Annotated in this window: 14 protein-coding genes; 4 read left to right on the top strand and 10 right to left on the bottom strand. The window is 60.3% G+C overall.

The annotated features are described in order from the left end of the window. The first annotated feature begins 87 nt into the window (after nt 1-87). The 3 genes from Q7T36_RS14650 (at nt 88) to Q7T36_RS14660 (ending at nt 4,568) form a co-directional block, all read left to right on the top strand. The gene (locus Q7T36_RS14650; protein ID WP_304850168.1) at nt 88-1,956 is read left to right on the top strand and encodes a clostripain-related cysteine peptidase; all 1,869 of its coding nucleotides are present in this window, start codon (nt 88-90) and stop codon (nt 1,954-1,956) included. A 189-nt stretch (nt 1,957-2,145) separates the two neighbouring features. Continuing rightward, complete coding sequence (locus Q7T36_RS14655) at nt 2,146-3,669, top strand: thymidine phosphorylase family protein (RefSeq protein ID WP_304850171.1); 1,524 nt, start codon at nt 2,146-2,148, stop codon at nt 3,667-3,669. Next, complete coding sequence (locus tag Q7T36_RS14660) at nt 3,666-4,568, top strand: ribose-phosphate diphosphokinase (RefSeq protein ID WP_304850174.1); 903 nt, start codon at nt 3,666-3,668, stop codon at nt 4,566-4,568. Before Q7T36_RS14655 ends, Q7T36_RS14660 begins: the two co-directional genes overlap by 4 nt. Before the next feature lie 49 nt (nt 4,569-4,617). Here the strand turns inward: Q7T36_RS14660 and Q7T36_RS14665 are convergent, their stop codons facing one another. The 6 genes from Q7T36_RS14665 to Q7T36_RS14690 all read right to left on the bottom strand — a co-directional run bounded on the left by Q7T36_RS14665 (nt 4,618) and on the right by Q7T36_RS14690 (nt 10,576). Then, complete coding sequence (locus tag Q7T36_RS14665) at nt 4,618-5,361, bottom strand: nitroreductase family protein (protein WP_304850177.1); 744 nt, start codon at nt 5,359-5,361, stop codon at nt 4,618-4,620. Nucleotides 5,362-5,516: 155 nt separating this feature from the next. Then, complete coding sequence (locus Q7T36_RS14670) at nt 5,517-7,175, bottom strand: CotH kinase family protein (RefSeq protein WP_304850179.1); 1,659 nt, start codon at nt 7,173-7,175, stop codon at nt 5,517-5,519. A 109-nt stretch (nt 7,176-7,284) separates the two neighbouring features. Then, nucleotides 7,285-7,497 (bottom strand): cold-shock protein, encoded by a 213-nt coding sequence (locus tag Q7T36_RS14675; RefSeq protein WP_304850182.1) that lies wholly within the window; start codon nt 7,495-7,497, stop codon nt 7,285-7,287. A 166-nt stretch (nt 7,498-7,663) separates the two neighbouring features. After that, the gene (locus Q7T36_RS14680; RefSeq protein ID WP_304850185.1) at nt 7,664-7,876 is read right to left on the bottom strand and encodes a cold-shock protein; all 213 of its coding nucleotides are present in this window, start codon (nt 7,874-7,876) and stop codon (nt 7,664-7,666) included. Between the two features lie 142 nt (nt 7,877-8,018). Beyond that, on the bottom strand, nt 8,019-9,980 hold the full coding sequence (locus tag Q7T36_RS14685; protein ID WP_304850188.1) for a M48 family metallopeptidase: 1,962 nt from the start codon (nt 9,978-9,980) through the stop codon (nt 8,019-8,021). 5 nt (nt 9,981-9,985) lie between these two features. Further along, nucleotides 9,986-10,576, bottom strand: a complete 591-nt coding sequence (locus Q7T36_RS14690) for a LemA family protein (protein WP_304850191.1) — start codon at nt 10,574-10,576, stop codon at nt 9,986-9,988. A 75-nt stretch (nt 10,577-10,651) separates the two neighbouring features. On the opposite strand from Q7T36_RS14690, the gene Q7T36_RS14695 reads away from it, so the two are divergent. Further along, nucleotides 10,652-12,007 carry a DUF445 domain-containing protein gene (locus Q7T36_RS14695; RefSeq protein ID WP_304850194.1) on the top strand — a complete coding sequence of 452 codons (1,356 nt, stop codon included), beginning with the start codon at nt 10,652-10,654 and terminating at the stop codon, nt 12,005-12,007. Here the strand turns inward: Q7T36_RS14695 and Q7T36_RS14700 are convergent. From Q7T36_RS14700 to fdhF, 4 genes are read right to left on the bottom strand one after another with little or no spacing between them, the layout of a single operon-like run. Then, nucleotides 11,997-13,241 (bottom strand): APC family permease, encoded by a 1,245-nt coding sequence (locus Q7T36_RS14700; RefSeq protein WP_304850197.1) that lies wholly within the window; start codon nt 13,239-13,241, stop codon nt 11,997-11,999. The genes Q7T36_RS14695 and Q7T36_RS14700 overlap by 11 nt on opposite strands. Next, the gene (locus Q7T36_RS14705; protein ID WP_304850200.1) at nt 13,226-14,068 is read right to left on the bottom strand and encodes an FAD-binding oxidoreductase; all 843 of its coding nucleotides are present in this window, start codon (nt 14,066-14,068) and stop codon (nt 13,226-13,228) included. Before Q7T36_RS14705 ends, Q7T36_RS14700 begins: the two co-directional genes overlap by 16 nt. Beyond that, nucleotides 14,062-15,099, bottom strand: a complete 1,038-nt coding sequence (locus Q7T36_RS14710; RefSeq protein WP_304850203.1) for a 4Fe-4S dicluster domain-containing protein — start codon at nt 15,097-15,099, stop codon at nt 14,062-14,064. Before Q7T36_RS14710 ends, Q7T36_RS14705 begins: the two co-directional genes overlap by 7 nt. Continuing rightward, on the bottom strand, nt 15,096-17,153 hold the full coding sequence (gene fdhF / locus Q7T36_RS14715) for a formate dehydrogenase subunit alpha (protein ID WP_304850206.1): 2,058 nt from the start codon (nt 17,151-17,153) through the stop codon (nt 15,096-15,098). The genes Q7T36_RS14710 and fdhF overlap by 4 nt, the downstream gene beginning before the upstream one ends. Nucleotides 17,154-17,188 lie beyond the last annotated feature (35 nt).

Here is a 17,188-nt window from a genome sequence, read left to right on the forward strand (position 1 = left end):
GGCTCGCGGATATTGCCCTGCAATTACAATAGCGATACATTTCATAAGCCATCCAAACGATCACACAACAACAATCCGGACACTCATATGATCATCCGCACACCCGCCCCATTGGGGCTGATCACCTGCCTCGCAGGCTCCATATTTCTCAGTGGTTGCAACAGCAACGGTGACGACGGCTCACTGGCAAAAACCACGCCTACCCGAACCGTACTCGTCTACATGGTCGGTTCTGACCTGGAAAGCGGCAGCAACGCCGCCACCAACGACATCCGTGAAATGATGCAGGTCGGCTCCGGAGAAAACCTCAACATTGTCATCACCACCGGCGGCGCAGATAAAGCCGGGTGGAAAACCGTCAAGCGGCACCTGATCAACAAAGGGGAACAGAAGACACTGACCGATCTCGGCAATTTAAATATGGGGCACAGCGACACCCTCCGCGACTTCCTGGATTGGGGTATGCGCAGTTATCCGGCCAGCAAGTACACCCTGGTTTTCTGGAACCATGGCGGTGGCGCAGTTGGCCATAACGGAGCCACCGTTGGCAACGACGAAAACCACGGCAATGACGCGCTGTCCCTGCCGGAAATCGCTACAGCTCTGAATACTGTGACTCATGCCAATGGCAAGCGCTTCGATTTGATAGGCTTTGATACCTGCCTCATGGCTACCATAGAAACCGCCGCAACCATATCGCCTTTTGCCGACTACATGGTCGCCTCGGAAGAGCTTGAGCCGGGAAGCGGCTGGGACTACCGGGCATGGCTGGGCAAGGCCAAATCCTCACCGGCTCTGGCCACCCTGGACCTGGGCAAGACCATCGTTGACAGCTATTTCGCCTCCTTCCCCGCCGGGTCGGATGAAGGCAAAAGCATCACCCTTTCAACCATCCAGCTGGCCAGGGTTTCGGCGGTGACCACCGAAATAGGCAAACTGGCCCGCACGCTCGGAGACCGTTTGACAGCCAATGCCGATGTCGCCCGAATTGAAATCGCCAAAGGCCGCAGCCGTTCTGAAAGCTACGGACATCAAAACGGAACAGACTCCGGCATGGTGGATATCAATGATTTTCTGAGTCACCTGCCGCCCGCACTGGCCGCCGAAGCAGCGCGAGTCCGCACCAACCTTGATGCAGCTGTTGTTTATAACCGTCGCGCCGAAGCCCGTCCTAATGCCTCGGGACTCAGCATCTACCTGCCCGGTGAGCGCACCATCGCCGGCGGGATCACCGATGACGTTCTCGCCTATAAGCGTATCGGCTACAGCACTTTCTGGGAGTCCGTCATTGATCGTTACGCCACTGCCGCCGCTAATGATGTCACGGCCCCGGCTTTCCAGAACGCTGGTCTGGTCGGAAACCGGCTGGCTGTGGATATCCCGGATGCGCCGGACCTGAGCTCGGTGGAGGTCTACATCACACAAGAACTCCCGGATGGCAACCATTTGGTGCTTGGCCGGGAAGAGCCGGACAGCATGGTTGGTGAACACGCTGTCTATGATTTCGACAATACAGTGCTGACCATGAACAACCAGTTTGTCTTCGCCGAAGTCCTGGAGGAGGATGAAGACAACAATCGCTTCGTACTGGGCGTGTCAGCCCAAGTCAATGGCCAGCAGGGACAGTTGACGGTTCTGGTCAGTCTGGACCCCTCGGATAATCTCGTTCTGGAGGTCGTGGGCTTTCTTCCCATGAGCGCTGCCGGAGTTGCCCCGCGCATGATGTCCCTGAACACCGGGGACTCAATCACTCCGCTTTACCTGCGACTCAATCCTTCAACCGGCGAAACTGATTATGTAACCTTAGAGGGAACTGCGTTCACCGTACCGGCTGGCGGCATCAACGCCTCCGTCGGAGCGCTTCCGGCCGATACCTATAATGCCTTTTTTGCGGCACAGGACTTCTCGGGAAATATGGCCTATAGCGATGCATTCGCCTTGACCGTCGGGGAATAACGGCTGCACCCCCTGCGCTTGCGCGGGACAGATTCTAAGGCAAGGGATTGCCTTTCATCAGAATGCACACCAACACAGGCGCAGGCATCTTGTCGGTCGGCGCCTGTAACTGTCGGATTTCCCACTTGTAAGCCCCCGCGCCAAACGGCAGACTAAACCCATAATCCTAATAATTGACTGGAGAAAGCCTTGAGTCCGGATGACATTGCCCGCACCCGCCTTCGCCCCCGCCGCATGGGCATCGACTCCCACTCCGAACCGGTCGCCTTCCTGCGCGCCGACTGCCATGTCTGCCGCTCGGAGGGTTTTGAGGCCCAGTCGCGAATCTCCGTGACCGTGGGCGACAAAACCATCATCACCACCCTTAATATCGTCTACAGCGACATCCTTGGCAAAGGTGACATCGGCCTTTCCGAAGCGGCCTGGAAACGGCTGGACATCAGCAATGGCGAAGTGGCCACGCTGTCCCACACCCCCTCACTGGACTCCATGTCGCATGTCCGCAGCAAGTTGTACGGCCACCGCCTGTCCCGGGAGGGCATGGAGGCCATCGTTACCGACGTGGTGGCTGGCCGTTATGGCGACATCCAGCTCGCCGCACTGCTTACCGCCTGTGCGGGCAACCGGCTGGATCTCAGTGAAATCACCTGGCTGACCACCGCCATGGTCAACGCCGGTCACCGCATTGACTGGGGACGTGAAAAGGTCATGGACAAGCATTGCCTCGGCGGACTGCCGGGCAACCGCACCACCCCTATCGTCGTTTCCATTGCTGCCGCCTGCGGGCTAACCATCCCCAAGACTTCCTCCCGCGCCATCACCTCCCCCGCCGGCACCGCCGACGCCATGGAAACCATGACCCGGGTGGCCATGAGCCTGGAAGACATGAAGCGTGTGGTGGAAAAGGAAAACGCCTGCCTGGTCTGGGGCGGATCGGTGTCACTGTCCCCGGCAGATGACATTCTCATCCGCATTGAACGCGCGCTGGATATTGACAGTGAAGGACAAATGGTCGCCTCCGTTCTGTCAAAAAAGGCCGCCGCCGGTTCCACTCATGTACTGATCGACATTCCTGTCGGCCCAACGGCCAAGGTGCGGGGAAGGCAGGCTGCCGACCATCTGTCGCACCTGCTGAAGTCGGTCGGGGAGGCGCTGGGCATGCAGGTCCGCACCATCCAGACTGACGGCACACAGCCCATCGGTTATGGTGTCGGCCCGGCGCTGGAGGCGGCCGATGTACTGGCGGTCTTGCGCAACGATCCCCGCGCCCCGACCGACCTGCGCGAACGCGCCTTGCTGGTGGCCGGCGAGTTGCTGGAACTGGGCGGCATTGCCGCGCATGGCAAAGGCAACCGCATGGCACGGGAAACACTGCATTCCGGTCGGGCCGGGGAAAAATTCATGGCCATTTGCGAAGCCCAGGGTGGTTTCCGGGAACCGCAGATTTCTCCCTGCACCCGAGGCTTTACCGCCCGACGCACCGGCATCGTTACCCACATCAACAACCGGCTGGTGTCCCGTCTGGCCAAATTGGCCGGAGCCCCTGGCGCATCAGGCGCCGGTCTACGGCTGGCCGTCCATCTGGGTGATCGGGTGGAGCATGGCGACCCGATGTTCGAGCTGTTTGCCGAAAGTCCCGGCGAGCTGGCCTATGCCATGGAGTTCCACGAAGCCCACCCCGACATGATAGTCATCGAGGAAGAATCCGTATGATCAGCCTGGTCACCCTGTACGACGAGGCCGAACTCGGCCCCCGCCTTCAATCCTGGCTGGCTTCTAAAGACATCGCCTGTCATTGTCTGGCGGCTGAAATCCACGCCTTCCCCGACGGGGAAATCCGGGTCCGGGTTCCCGAGCCGGTCAGCGAGACCGTGGTGCTGATCTGCACGCTGGACCACCCCTCGGAGAAAACGCTGGCGCTGACGTTTGTCTCGGACGTACTGCGCAGCATGGGTGCAAAGCGCATCTGGCTGGCTGCGCCCTATCTGGCTTACATGCGCCAGGATATCGCCTTCCATCCCGGTGAAGGCATCAGCGCCGCCAGCTATGCCCGTCTGCTGTCACGATCCGTGGACGCCATGGTCACTGTCGACCCGCACCTGCATCGCATCCCCGATCTGGAGGATGTCTATACCATTCCTTCCACCGCCCTGCACGCCACCGACATCATCGGCGACTGGCTGAAGGACCGGCTGCCCGGCAAGTCGCTGCTGATTGGCCCGGACCGCGAAAGCGAACAATGGGTTACCGCTGTGGCGGCACGCTGCGGCCAACCGTTCCGGGTGCTGGACAAGGAACGCCTTGGCGACCGCCAGGTGGTGATTCAGGTGCCGGATTTGTCGGCCGAGGGCTTGCAAACTGTGGTGCTGGTGGACGACATGGTCTCCACCGGCCAAACCTTGATGAAGGTGGCGCGGGCATTGCGCAGTCAGGGGATCAAGGATATCCGCGCGGTCTTCGTGCATGCCCTGTTCGGGCCGGAAACCGCCGCAGAAATGCACGATGCCGGGATTGGGGAATTAGTCAGTTGCAATACAGTGGCGCACCCCACCAACGGGATTGACGTGACCATCATGATGGGAGAATGGGTGCAACAGCAACTTCAGGCATGACAACACCGGAGCGCACCTCGCAGGCGCTCCGGATTCACCCCGGGTTTGCTTATACCTCGTGGACAAACCGGGCCCGGTCAAAGCGCAGCCGGGGATAATAAACCCCGTCTTTGGCGCGTTCACCTGCCCCCAGCACCATCACCACAAAGGCATCCTTCGGCAACTTCAGCAGGCGGCGCACCCGCACTTCGTCAAAACCTTCCATGGGGCAAGAATCGAAGCCGTGCGCCCGCAGGCCCAGCATCAGGTTTTCAGAAGCCAGCGCCACGCTCTTGGCGGCCCAGACCTTCATGTCGGCGTGGGAGAACGGCCCCCTCGGCACCGGCTTGAACAGCCCGGTCACGCCGGCGATGCCCTTTTTCACCAACCCCCAGCTACCCAACGGCCCGATGCCATAGTAGAACGGCGCCACCCGGCTGTAATACTGCTGCACGATTTTCGGCACGGTGGGTTGCGGCCATTCGGTCAGCGTCATGCGCGCATGCTCACGCCAGGAAGACATACTGGCCACGATAACGATCAACTCGGCGGCGGTGCCGGCGGCATTCTGGTTCAGGCAGGCTTCCACCAACTTAGCCTTCTTCTCAGGGGTCTTGACGACGTAGAATTCCCACTGCTGCAGGTTGGACGAATTGGGAGCCAGCATCGCCATGTCGATACAGTCATTCAGCACATCAGAAGGAATAGGCTTGTCTGTGAACTTCCGGACCGAACGGCGGCTGTCGACGACCTTGCGGAACTCCTCGACATCAATCGAGTCGGGAGCGGGTTCGTAATAGCGTTCTTTGGCCACGGCAGGCATCCGGCAGTCAGTGAGTGAACCCCGATCATAGCCCGGCCGCTGCTCAGTTTGACAGATTTGAAAAGTGTATTCCGCCAAGATTGGCCGCAACTCCCACCCGGCCAGAGTGACTGCCGACCCTGACGTTTCAGGGCCGGCAAGGCATATCAGTTGACGGTGAACTCCAGCACGCCGAAATAGGTCTTGCCCGCCTGATCCAGCCGGTCAAAAGCCAATTGACGGTGCCCGGAATTATCGGAAACTTCAACCTTCAGATAATAAACACCCACCGCCGGAACCGGCACAACGACTTCGGTGACGTTACTGACCGTTCGATCCACCACCGTCGTTTCAAACCCCGGTGATTCAGACACCCGCACATGGTAAGTCAGGTTGCCGCCCTGAAAGTCATGGGAGGCATCCCACCCCAAACGCAGACCGGAGCCATCCGGAAGCTGCTCTGCTGCCTGAAAATATGGCATTGGCTTCTGCAGGCTTGCCACAAATAAATCCCGGTTGGTCTGGATCACGTTCGCCAACCGGGCAAACTCTGCATCCCATTCCTTCATCCGATCCGCATCAACGGCAGGCAGATAATCCAAATCCGGCACCGCCGCCACCCACGGACGCACTTGCGGCCTGTAAACCGCCAGTTTCGCCTGGATGCGGGACGGAGCCAGGTAGTTTGTCCGGATTTCATCCACCGCCATCACGACTTCCTGCAAATGTTTGGGATCACTCATAAAACGCCGGTGCAGACCAACGCCCCACCAGTTACTTATGCCCAGTTGCCAGTCATCGTAAAGGTTATTGGCTGCCAGAATGTCTGGTTGTCCTTCAAACCCCAGCGAACCGTCGTAATCCCACGGCAGGAAATAAAATTTTTCACTCCCCTTTGGCTGGTAAAGCGCAAAGTTCTGATTGACTGTGTCGCGGTTGCCCATAAGTACGTTTACAGCCAGCCATGTCAGATAGTTGCTTTTGTCAAAGTACCGCTCAAAAGTCTGGTCAAACGGCAGATCCGGATCATTGATTTCCGCCAGCATCTGCAACAGCAAACGGTGATCCTTGTTGTCAGCTTCCAGTGACAGTGTCTTCTCGAAATCCGTTTTGCTCAGCGGCTTGCCCGCAGCATCCAGGGCCAGATTTCCATTCACCAGGAAGCTGAAGTCTTCAGCCTTGTAGATATTGCCGTCCGTCGGCAACCCCCGGTTCAACAAATACTCCTTGCCCATTTTCTCCACATGCGTGAAAAGCCCGTAATCCTGGCCATTCAAGGTGACATGTACAAACTGGGTGCGCAGGCTGGGCAGGTGAGGAATGTCACGGAACAGATCAAACGCCAGCTTGTTGCGTACCCGGGTCAAGTCGTATGGATGCTTGTTGAGTTGAAAGGTGCTTTCACCTCGCCACAAAGCTGAGCCGGAGGCCAGCTTGACCCGGTAGGATTTCTGGTCAGCCAGCCTGGAACTGTGGCCACGAAGACGCAAGGTGGCATTCACCGCCTTACCGTCATCGGCGTAATTATCCGTACGGATGTGCGCTTCTACCTCGGGTGTTACGGCGTCTGTGTCGTCAATATCCGCATCCACTTGCGCCAGTGTATAAATACCGTCACGGGTGGTGATGTCGGCCTGAAGCACTCGCGCCGTTTCTTCCACGGCATACACCGCCGGATCATCCCTGAGAACGGGATTCTCATCAGCAGCAAACACTGACGCGGGCGGTGTCACAGCCGGAGCAGACGAATCACCACCTCCCCCACCACAGGCCGACAGCAAAATCACCCACGGCAGGCTGAACCGAAAATACATATTGGAAGACATCCTTAACACCTCACCACCAGAAGACTCAAAACTTGAACCCAACCCTAATAACGGGCAAAAAAAAACGACCCCTAAGGGTCGTTTCTTCAGCGTAAGTAGCCGACTGAAATCAGTCGAGCGGACGTACGTCTTCAGCCTGCAGGCCCTTTTGGCCCTTGGCAACGGTGAACTCAACGCGCTGACCGTCACGCAGGGTACGGTGGCCGTCACCGCTGATGGCGCGGAAGTGAACGAATACATCTTCACCGGCTTGACGTTGAATGAAGCCGAAGCCCTTGGTGTCATTGAACCACTTGACGGTGCCTTGTTCGCGATTGGACATGAAATTTCCTCAGATTTTACAGATAACCCTTTCCAAGATGTTCATTCAACGAGGAAAGGGCAAAACAGCAAGTTGACATTCAGGACTAAACCCGAACCAATTGCAGTCAATTCGATTTGACTCCGGAGAGACAAATCATTGATATTGGACGCGAGCGTCGCAACGATCAGTCGAGCGGACGGACGTCTTCAGCCTGAAAGCCCTTCTGGCCTTTCACGACAGTGAATTCGACACGTTGGCCGTCACGCAGGGTGCGGTGGCCGTCGCCGCTGATGGCGCGGAAGTGTACAAAAACATCTTCACCAGCTTGACGCTGAATGAAACCGAAACCTTTGGTGTCATTGAACCACTTGACAGTGCCTTGTTCCCGATTTGACATAGGAATATTCCTCTGAGTTACTGAAAATCCGCCTAAAACATATCAACAACGGCCAGACATCAGCAAACATCAGGCGACACAGTTGCAGCTTCAACGGTACGTCCCATTAGACACCCTTTCCGCCTTGCTGGCAACCTAAATATCAGGGTTGAATCACACTTTGTAACAATGGCAGCGGACAATCCAGCAAACCGGCAATGACGCGCAACAACTCATACTCCTGCACATGCAGAACGCCGTCACTTTCCACGGTGCGGGCGCACAAGGCCAGCAACCGGCGCTTGCCATCCGGGTCCAGCGTCCGCAACGACCTTAGCGCCCTGTCCAGCGCCGGCAGCGGCTCGGGCCCCGGATCCGGCATGGGCGGCATCTGCTCTCCCAGAGACTGCATCAGCTTCTGGTAATGCACGGGGATAGCTGTCCGGGCGTGACTACCAAAGTCCAGCAGGCAGCGCACCAGCACCGCCACCGACAAATGTTGCGACTCCAGGGAGCGCTGGTGCATCACCATCGGCGCGGGGCGGATTCGTTGCTCAACCCGCTTCAGCAAGGCGAACTCGAAAACGGACAGCCGGCTGTTCTGCAGGGCAAAGCGCCGCAAGTCCCGCAACATGGCCGCCGACGCCTGGGCGTCCAGCAAGTCCAGCCGCGGCAGGCACAACTCAACCAGCGGCAAGGCAAACCGGCCGTCCAGTGTCGCCAGATGCCCGCCCAACGGAATGACCCAGCGCGCAAAAGCGGATTGCCCCTCCAGGAATTCCTGCACCGCCTCCGCGCTCATCGGCTGGAACCGGGCAATCAACGCATAGAGCACCGCCCTGGCGCCGGTTGCGGTTTGCAGGGCGCGGGTTATTTCGACCGGTATTTGCCGGTGCAGCCAGGCAGCCGACTCCAGGTCCTCCATTCGCAGCTCACCCACCCGGTCGGTCAAGCCGTCTCCACGGAGGTCAACTTCACGGTCAAAAGCAATCGGGGCATCGTCAACGGGTGGCGGAACGGCATTTGCAGTTCGGGCCGATACCGGCATCCCGGTTAACGGAGCCAGCCCCGGCAGCAGGCCCGGCAGGGGGGCTCCCACAGAAGCCGGAAGGGTCAGCGGAGCAGCAATGGCTGACGATTTTCGTTGCAGAAAACCGGGACAGATCGCCTCGATGCGCTCATCCAGCGGCGGATGCGTCGCCAGCCATGCCTGGATTGGCACCGACTCGCCAAAACAAAGGTGACTCAGGGTTTCTGCATGCAGCCCCTGCAACCGGGAGCCCTGCTCACGAATCTTCCACAAGGCCCCGGCCAGCCCTTCGGGATTGCGGGTGAATTGCACGCCGGCGGCATCGGCCAGCACCTCCCGCTCGCGGGAAACCGCCGCCTTGATCAAACGCCCCATGAACAGCCCTGCATATCCCACCAGCCAAATGGCCAAGCCCAGCAGCCAAACCACCGGCAGCGGATTGCGTTCCCGGCGTCCGTCATAGCCGCCGGTCAGGGAACGCATCAGGAAGCCGCCCAGCTGGCCGATGGCCAGCACCCCGGCCAGTGCGGCCAGCATGCGCATGTTCAGACGCATGTCGCCATGGAGGATATGACTGAACTCATGGGCCACCATGCCTTGCAACTCATCACGTTCCAGATGCTCCAGGGCGCCTTGGGTCACCACCAGCACGCTCTGCTGCGGCGTCAGCCCGGCGACAAAGGCGTTGATGCCGGCTTCACGCGGCATCACGTACACCACCGGCACCGGCAGACCGGCCGCAATGGCCATTTCCTCGGTCACGTTCAGCAAGCGGCGCTCGGAGGCGTCACGTGCGCTGAAATCGACAGGCACCCCGCCCATCATTTCCGCCACGACCTTGCCGCCTTCACGCAGGTACAGCCACTCCAGCAGGGCCCCACCCAGCACCAGAATCAGGGTGCCTGCCAGCGCCTGCGGCGTCCAGTAATGCCACCACCAGAAGCTGCCGCCGCTGTCAGCCTTGCCAACCGACAGGGCAACACCATAAAGCACGGCATTGACTCCGGCAAAAAGCAGGAGAATGGTCAGGGCAAAATAAACCAGCATGCGCATCGTGGTGCGGCGTGCATGCTCCTGACGGCTGAAAAAATCCATGGCCTTCAGCTCATCCGGATGCGTACCGGCTCGCGGGCTTCAACATTGGGAATTTCGAGCGCCATGGCCCGCTGGAAGCCGCAGACACCGGCCAGCAGGTTGTTCGGGAACTGCTCCCGGGAAATATTGTAGAACATGACAGCATCATTAAAGGACTGCCGGGCAAAGCCGACCCGGTTCTCTGTGGCCTTCAGCTCCTCCATCAGGTCGGCAATGGTTGCGTCCGCCTTGAGATCCGGGTAGGCCTCCGCAACCATCATCAACCGGCCGAGGGCGCTGTTCAGCGCTCCTTCCGCCTGGGTGAACCGTGTCATGGCATCGGCGCTGGCGGCATTGGCGGCCAAGGCTTTTTCCAGCCCGGCCGCCTGGTTGCGGGCGGCAATCACCTGGCTGAGCGTTTCCTTTTCATGGCCAAGATACGCCTTGGCCGCCTCCACCAGATTGGGAATCAGTTCATAACGGCGCTGCAATTGCACATCTATCTGGGCGAAGGCATTGTCAAAGCGGTTGCGCAACGCCACCAGGCCGTTGTAAATACTGACGGCATAGAACACCACTGCCGCCAGGATGGCCAGATAAACCACCATTGCTGTCATGTCGACCACTCCATTGCCAAGGATTTGCTGTAAAAATAGCAGATTGCCCACTGAACAACCAACGCCGGAAGCCCCATGAGCAAGCCCACCCTTGAAAAGCGCCAGAATCTGGCCAACCTCGCGCTGGTTGCCGCAGTCGGCGGGTTGCTGGTCCAGCACCCTTTGGCCAATGCCTTCCCCGGTTATGCCGCCGCCATGCCCCATGTCAAGATGGCATTTGAGGCCGCCCTGATCGGTGGGCTGGCGGACTGGTTTGCGGTCACCGCGATCTTTCGCAAGCCGTTCAACCTGCCCATTCCGCACACCGCCATCATTACCGAAAACAAGGACCGCATTGCCGACACCATCGGCCTGTTCGTGCAGCAGAATTTCCTCACCTCACAGGCCATCCGGCAGAGCTTCACCCAGAACAATGTCGCCGGACAAATGGCGTCCTGGCTGGAGAAAGAGGCCAATGCCGAAAAGCTGTCGCGCGAGATCGGCCTGATTGCGCCGCGCATGCTGCAGTTCTTCCGGCATCCGGCGGTGGAGAAATTCGTTCAACGCAATGTCGTGGACTGGATTCGCGCTTCATCCTCCAACACGCTGGCCGCGCAGTTCCTGCAAGCGGTCTTCAACAACGGCAATCACCAGCAGGCGTTCCAGTTCGCACTGGAACGCACGGATGACTGGCTGCGCCGACACCCCGAAAAGGCGCAGGAACTGCTGGCGCCGGTGATCGAAGCACTGATCGGCCCTGTATTGAGCAAAATCCGCAACTCTCTGAGTACGGACACCCAGGGCGTGCTGTCCCTGCTGATGGGCGGCCTGACCGCTTTCGCCAAACCTGAAACCAAACGGGCCGTGGAACAACTGAAATCCGGTATGAATGCCGCGCTTAACGTGGAACTGCGCATCATTGACGGCCTGATCAACGTCATCCATGACATTCGGGAAGACCCGCAGCACCCATTCCGCAAGCAACTGGACGAATCGGCCAAATACTATATCGGCGTGCTGAGTGTGGACTCCCCGGAGTCGCGACGGCTGAACGCCTTCAAGGACGAGATGATCAACAATCCGGAGGTGGTGCAGTTCTTCACCAGCATCGTCATCAGTATTCGCGAAGCGGTGCAGAAAGACCTGAATTCCGTAAAGCCGGGCATTCTGGACAGCGTCAAGGAAGCCTTGATGATGCTGGGCCGCAACCTGGCGCAGGACGGTCAGTTCCAGCAGGACTTGAACAAGGGCATTGTCGATGCCACCTGCTTTGTCACCGAGGAATATGCAGATGCCATCATGCGCTTTGTCAGCGACCAGGTGCGGGCGTGGGAGTCTGAGAAAATGGTGCGGGAGATCGAGAAGGCGATCGGGCCGGATTTGCAGATGATCCGGGTGAACGGGACGCTGGTGGGGGGATTGATCGGGCTGGTGTTGAGCTTTATTGCTTGATCGAAGTCACGATTTCCAGCGCGACCAACCCCAGACTGATGATGGCGGCGGCCAGCGACATCCATCTTGGAAAGATCATGACTCCTTCGGCCGTTGGCTGCCGTTTCTTGATGCGCCACAAAGCCAGGTTTACCCCGGCGAAAAGCGTCAGCATGATGACGGAAGTGATGGAGGCCAACCCGGCAAGGCGTCCGGTCAACGCCAGAATCAACACGATCACGGTGGCCAGCACGGTGGCGCGCAGCGGAGTTCGGGTGCGGGGATGGATGCGGGCAAGCCGCTGGGGCAGCAAGCCGCGTGAGGACAGGCCGTAGAGTACGCGGGAAGCCATGATGATCTGAATCAGGCCGCCATTAATTATGGCGAACATGCCGACCAGCGACATCAGCACCGGCTCACGACCGGTGTAGTGGGTGTACAAGGTGGCCATCGGGGCGCCGCTGGCGGCCAGTTCACCCGGAGGCAGCGCCAGCACAGCCATCACCATGATTAACAGATAGAGAACCGTGGTGATGATCAGGGTCAGGATGATGGCCAGCGGCAAGGTGTGCTTGACGTCCCTGACTTCTTCGGCAACGTCCACCATGTCCTCGAAGCCAAGAAAGGCGAAGAAGGCCAGCAAGGCTCCGGCATAAACAGGGGCAAGACCAACCAGGCTGAAGACGGGCAGCAGCTCTGTCCAACGCATCGGCAGTTCGGCCAGGTGGCCGCTGCCAACCACAATCAGCCAGACCAGACCGCCGACCTCGACGAGGGTGATCGTCGTGGCGATGAACACTGACTCGGCAATTCCCCACGCGGCTACCGCGCCCAGAGCAACCGTGACCAACAGTATGGTCGGAAGCCGGGGCAGCCCGGTCAACGCCTGAAAGTAACCTGAGAAACCGTTGACCAGCGCCGAGGCGGAAACCAGCCCGGCCAGGACCATCATCAAGCCCGCCACTACCGACAGCCGTTCAGAACCGAAGCCTTCGCGGATATACAGAGAAGCTCCGGCGGCGCGGGGGTAACGCCCGGATAACTCCGCGAAGGACAGCGCCGTAAAACCCGCCAGCACCGCCGCAAACAGGAACGCGGCCGGAGCCAGCATGCCGGACACCCGCGCCAGCTCGCCCACCAGAGCGTAGATACCTGCGCCAATGGTGGTGCCCAGACCATAGAGCACCATTTGCGGCAAGGTGATGGTGCGCTTCAGTGCCGTCGGAGAGCCCACCCTGATCAGCAGCTCGCCCATGCGGGGCGAGTGGCAATCTGCTGCGCCAGCAACTCACGGGTGCGGGTCAGTGTCAGGGTGGGGCCTTCCTTGCAAATCAGGCTGCTGCCCACGTAACAGTGGCCGCACAAGCCGATACCGCAATGCATGCGCCGTTCCAGTGACAACCAGAATACATCGGAGGGAAGCCCCCTTTTCTCCAGCATATCTCCAACGCCCAGCATCATCGCCTCCGGGCCGCAACAGAGCACGGCGTCGGGGAAGGACGGCAACAGCGCCAGCGCCTCATCCAGCCGGTAGCCGGTGGCTTGCGTCAATTCCTCCGGAGTGTGCCAGGCGGGATCATCCACGGGCAGGGTCATCACCAATCCCGCCTGCCGCCACGCCTCGCGCTCCTTCGCCAGAATACGGCTGTCCTCGCTACGGGCGCTGTAGAGCAAGGCCGTGCGCTGCTGTTGCCCTGTCACCATGCGCTGCCCAATCCACGCCGACAACGGCGCGAGGCCGCAACCGCCCGCCACCACCAACACGGTCTTGCCCGCCAGTTCCGGCCAGGGCTGCCCGACCGGCCCGCGCACACCAATAAAGGCTCCGAGCGGCAAATCCTGCAAAGCTTCGGTCAGCTTGCCCACCTTGCGCACCAGCGCCGTAAAACAGCCCTGCTCATCCGGCAGGCTGACAAAAGTGAAAGCCGCCTCCCCCAGCCCCGGCAGGCTGAGCATGAAAAACTGGCCGGGACGGGCCTGCCAGCGCACGCCGTCTTCCAGCCGGAAACGCAGATGCAGCGCAGCTTCGCCATCGTCATAGCGCGCCAGCAGGGTTGCAACCTCGGGAACCAGACTCAGCATGCACCGATCCTCGTCAATACGGCTTTCGCCCCGATCACGCCCGGACAGACCGCGTCACAACGACCGCAGCCGGTGCAGCCCAGCCTGCCCTGTTGCGGGATGAATTCCGGGGAAAACTTGTGGAACCAGTAGCGGGCGGTACGAGCGCCCGGCGTGGGAGAAGGGTGATGGCCACTGGCCTCCCGTTGGAAGCCTTCATACAGGCAGGCGTCCCAAACGCGTTCACGCACGGTGCCCTCCGGATGCGCAACATCGTGGGTGGTGAAGCAGGAGCAACTGGGGCAGAGATTGACACAGCCGGAACAGCTCAAACACTGGATGGCGAGGGTTTCCCATTCGTCGGCAAGCACCGTACCGGATTGCAAGCGGGTCAGGCCGGCGGCCAAGGCGTCCAGATTGCCGAAGGCGGCAACACAGGCGGTCTCCAGGGCTTGGCGGGTTTGGGCTGCAGCCTCCGGATCGAGCGGCGTCGGGGCGACGGTGTCGCCTTGGTGGGTCTTGACCCACCCTGCGTAGGTGTTCAACACCGACAAGCCTTGATCGGTCATCCCGGTCGCCTGCCAGCCCTGCCCTACCGGCGTCAGCACCACATCCGCCCCGGCCTGCACCAGGGGGCCGGACCGGGTCAGCGGGCAGAACCCACCCCGGCAGGGAGACACACAGTCCACCGCCACGATCAGCGCTGACTGCCGCCGGGACTGGTAGAGTGAATCTTCGGCAAAAAACCGGTCCTGCACGGCCAAGGCGGCGGCATCACAAGCCTTTACACCCCAGAACACCCGCGACGGTACTTCCGGCAAACGACTGCGGAAATGAAAGCCGTCAAAGACGAACACCGTTTCCCGGTCAGCAAAGAAATAGGGCTTCAGGGAGGATAACGGCACGCCGTCATGATTCACCCAAAGTTGCTCCGGGGAAGAATCCGCCCAGCGCACCACGCCGTCCGCGTCTTGCACCGGCTCAACCAATACGCGGCCTTCGGCCAGGAAGCGGCGCAGACCATTAATATCCGGACAATACAGAGTGGTCATGCCTCGCTCCGCTTTTCGACGCGCACTGCGCAGGCTTTCAGTTCCGGCATTTTCGTCACCGGGTCTTGCGCGGTATTGGTCAGCCGGTTGCAGGGGGCTTCATGGAAGTGATACGGCATGCTGACCAGGCCCGGCGGCAAGTCGGGGGTCAGCTCGACGCAGGTATCCACCTCGCCGCGCCGGGAATAGATGGTCACCGGGCTGTGCTGCTGCAAGCCCAACGCAATGGCATCATCCGGATGCATGAACAGCAAACCTTCCGGCGTTTCACGCTCCAGTACCGGCGCGCAGCGGGTCATGGAGCCGCAGCCGTAATGGAAATGCAGGCGCTGGGTGGTAAAGGCCAGCGGGTACTCGGCATCGGGCATTTCGGCCGGTTCGGCGGCCTCCACACAAATCATGCGCGCACGGCCGTTGGCCTGCAAGGGAAAACGGGTCTGGTGCAGCACCGGGCTGCCGTCGGGATGCTCCGCATCACAAGGCCATTGCAAGCCATGACATTCGTCGATACGGGCATAGCTCATGGCGGAGAAGATCGGCATCAGGCCGCACATTTCCTCGAATACAGCCTCCGAAGTGTTCCAGTCCAGTCCTCTCACACCGATGCGCCGCGCCAGTTCACCGAAAATCTGCCAGTCGGTTCTACAGTCCGCAGGCGGCTCCACCGCCTTCCTCACCCGCTGCACCCGGCGTTCGCAGTTACTGAAAGTCCCGTCCTTCTCGGCAAACGCCGCGACCGGCAGGATGTAGTCGGCCAGCTTCGCCGTCTCGGTCAGGTGCATTTCCAGCACCACCAGCAAGTCCAGCTTTTTCAGGGCGCGGGCCACTTCCGTCTGGTCGGGGTCGGTCAACGCCGGATCTTCCCCGGCGATGATCATCGCCCGCATGGCGCCGTCGCGCGCGCCATGCATCATGGCCAGCGAAGTCATGCCGGGCTTGTCCGGCTGAGGAGCATTCCACGCCCGGGAGAATTTCTCGCGCACCGCCGCATCCGCCACCGGTTGATAGCCGGGATAGACATTGGGCAGACAGCCCATATCACAGGCCCCTTGCACATTGTTCTGGCCGCGCAGCGGATTGATGCCGGCGCCGGGCTTGCCGATCTGTCCACAGGCCAGCACCAGGTTCGACAAGGCAATGACGTTGTTGGTGCCGCAGGCGAACTGGGTGATGCCCATGCCATAACAGAGGAAGGCGGCCGGGGAACGGGCATAAAGCTCGGCAAATTGGCGCAACAGCGCCGGATGAATGCCGGTCACTGCCGCCGTACGCTCGGGAGTCCAGGCCGCGACATGCTGTTTCAGCGCCTCCACCTGATCCACGCGCGCGGCGAGAAAGGCCTTGTCCTCCCATCCTTCCCGGAAAATCAGGTGCAGCAGGCCGTTGGTGAGGGCAATATTGCTGCCCAGTGTCAGCGGCAGGTAGAGGTCGGCCAGCTTGGCAAGACGGGTCTGGCGGGGGTCAACCACCACCAGCTTCGCCCCGTTGAGCTTGGCGCGCAGGATGCGGCCGCCGAAAACCGCATGGTTCTCGGTGGGGTCGGCGCCCCAGACAACTATCAGGTCAGCTTGCTCCACATCGGCCATGCTGTTGGTCATGGCCCCGGAGCCCAGCGTCTGCGCCAGACCGGCTACCGACGGGCTGTGACAGATGCGGGCGCAGTGGTCAATATTGGGGGTTTGCAGCACGGCGCGCGCAAATTTCTGGGCGGCGTAATTGTCTTCGTTGGTGGCGCGGGCGCAACTGATAACGCCCAGACTGTCCGGGCCGTCGTTGTCGCGGAAATCCTTGAGCTGGCTGGCGATATCGCTCAGGGCTTCGTCCCAGCTGACCGGGACCAGATGTCCGCCCTCACGCTTATACGGCCGGGTGATGCGCTGGGCGGGGTCAACGCCGAAGGCGGCATTCCAGCCCTTGGCGCACAATTGGCCCTGACTGACGGGGTGTCCGGGAACCGGCTCCACCGATATCACGCGATTGTCTTCCACACGCAGGCCCATGCCGCAGCCGACGCCGCAAAAGGGGCAAATGGATCGGGTGGTGGTCAGGGTCACAGACGGCTCTCCCTCGTCATGAAATACATTCCCTT

This window comes from Fluviicoccus sp. (genome assembly GCF_030646115.1).
Classification (GTDB): domain Bacteria; phylum Pseudomonadota; class Gammaproteobacteria; order Pseudomonadales; family Moraxellaceae; genus Fluviicoccus.